Origin of the sequence: Bradyrhizobium sp. (assembly GCF_049691595.1) — a bacterium.
In the GTDB taxonomy this organism is placed as follows: domain Bacteria; phylum Pseudomonadota; class Alphaproteobacteria; order Rhizobiales; family Xanthobacteraceae; genus Bradyrhizobium.
The window spans coordinates 1-2,135 of record NZ_JBAVNZ010000282.1 but is presented as its reverse complement, the minus strand read 5'-3'; the positions used below and the strand labels follow the sequence as shown (position 1 = coordinate 2,135).

General features: G+C 60.7%; 2 protein-coding genes. Both read left to right on the top strand.

Annotated features, from left to right (window positions below; translation table 11 throughout):
- The first annotated feature begins 8 nt into the window (after positions 1-8).
- Complete coding sequence (locus tag WCE35_RS12775; protein ID WP_424593710.1) at positions 9-113, top strand: hypothetical protein; 105 nt, start codon at positions 9-11, stop codon at positions 111-113.
- A 91-nt stretch (positions 114-204) separates the two neighbouring features.
- A complete protein-coding gene (locus WCE35_RS12770) occupies positions 205-1,548 on the top strand; it encodes an IS701 family transposase (protein WP_424593709.1) in 1,344 nt (447 codons plus the stop codon).
- Positions 1,549-2,135 lie beyond the last annotated feature (587 nt).

Genomic DNA, 2,135 nt, shown 5'->3' with positions numbered 1-2,135 from the left:
ACTTCGGGCTGCGGCTTGCTGAACGGCGACAGCTCTCGCATTTGGGCCCCGTGGGCCTGATCGCCCGCGAGCAACCGACGCCGCGCAAGGCCATCGAGGCGATGACTGCCTAGTCCTACTGAGTCACAGTGAGTCACTGCGCCGCAGCTGTCCAGGGTGCGATTCAGCTCATGGTCGAGATTCCAATCGAGACCAGGAGCGAACATGAACCAGGACGACAGCGGTGCTCGTGCCGATCGTTTTGCTGCGTATCTCGCCGATCTTGCGAGCGTGATCGGCGATGCGCGCCGGCACGGCCCGATGGCGAGCTATTGCACGGGCTTGTTGATGCCGGCCGATCGCAAGAGCGTCGAGCCGATGGCGGCCATGACGGCGCCCGACCGGACCGCAGCACAGCACCAGTCGATGCTGCATTTCGTGGGGCAGTGCGATTGGTCCGACGACGCTGTGATGGGCAAGGTTCGCGCCCATGTCGTGTCGCGGATCGAGGGTCACGGCGCGATCACCGCGTGGATCATCGACGACACCGGTTTCCCCAAGAAGGGCAAGCATTCGGTCGGCGTCGCCCGGCAATATTGCGGGCAACTTGGCAAGCAGGACAATTGCCAAGTCGCGGTTTCTCTATCGATCGCCAATGATCACGCGAGTTTGCCGGTGGCCTATCGCATGTATTTGCCGGACGCCTGGGCCAATGATGCCGCACGGCGCGAAAAGGCGGGCGTGCCGCCAGACGTGACATTCAAGACGAAGCCGCAAATCGCGCTCGATCAAATCAAATGGGCGTGCGAGGCGGGATTGCCGCGTGGCGTCGTTCTTGCCGATGCCGGATACGGCGTGGAGGCGAGATTTCGCAGCGGGATTACAGCACTCGGACTGCGCTACGTCGCCGGCGTGAAGTCGACGACGACGGTGTGGGCGCCGGGCACATCGAGCTTGCCGCCGCCAGCGTATTCGGGACGTGGCCGCCGCCCGGTCCGGTCCGTGCACGACGACGCGCACAAGCCTGTCAGCGTTGAGGAACTCGCACTCGGCCTGCCGAAAGGCGAGTGGCGCAAGCTCTCGTGGCGAGAGGGCACGAACGAGCCGCTGTGGGGGCGCTTTGCCCGCGTCAGAGTGCGCTCCGCCCACGATCGGGATGCCGCGACCAAAACGATCGCCGAGGAATGGCTGCTGATCGAATGGCCGGATGATGAAAAGGCGCCGACGAAATTCTGGCTTTCGACGCTCGATAAAAACGTCACATTCTCTCATCTCGTGCGCACCACGAAACAACGCTGGCGCATCGAGCGGGATTATCTCGAATTGAAACAGGAAATCGGTCTCGGTCATTTCGAAGGCCGAAGTTGGCGCGGCTTCCACCATCACGCCACCCTCTGCATCGCCGCCTATGGGTTCCTCATTTCCGAGAGAGCCGCTTTTTCCCCCTCGGCGGCGCGCAGCGCCGGGGTCTTCGAAGCGCCTACCCTTCCCGAAAATTACCGACCGCGCGGCGCTGCCGATCAGAACCGAGCGCCACGTCCCGGATTCACTTGCGACACTGCGGCGTGAACTCGCCGTTGAACTTGCCGCAACCCTCGATCGATGCCCATGCTGCGCCAAAACAGCCGTAAACTCTCAGCAATGGCGCAAGGCAGCGTGACGCAGTAGGACTAGAAAGCCCCGTTCCGTTGGATCGAACTGCGAATACTGTATGTCATTTCAGAAGTGATTTGAATTGATGAAGTGTTATATCGTTAAAAAATGTCGTAAACGACAGATATCGTGATGATGAATTTCATTGTCCCGAGAATTAATTCTATGTTTGCTCAATAAATACAGGTGTCATCCTCGGCCTCGCTGAAAGCGAGCTGCCGAGGACCCAGGGTTCCGCGATCTCGAACATTGACGTTGCGGCCAGCGCTCGCAGCCATTCCATCACGCCACGCCCGTCGATAGCTGGATCCTCGGGAACGCGCTCAAATGGCGCCCGAGGAAGACACGCCGTGTTGAGAGGCAATCGCGAACCGCTTCTGACAGCGTTCACTTTAGCCACCGGTTTGCATCAATCCCCACAACCGCGTTCCCGGAAACCGCCCAGGCGGTTATCCGGGATCCTTCGCGGTCGTTGTGAAATTCGAACGCACCACGACGTGGCC

Coding starts and splice junctions, on each gene's coding strand:
- WCE35_RS12770 (WP_424593709.1), top strand. CDS start 205: ATGAACCAGGACGACAGCGGTGCTCGTGCCGATCGTTTTGCTGCGTAT.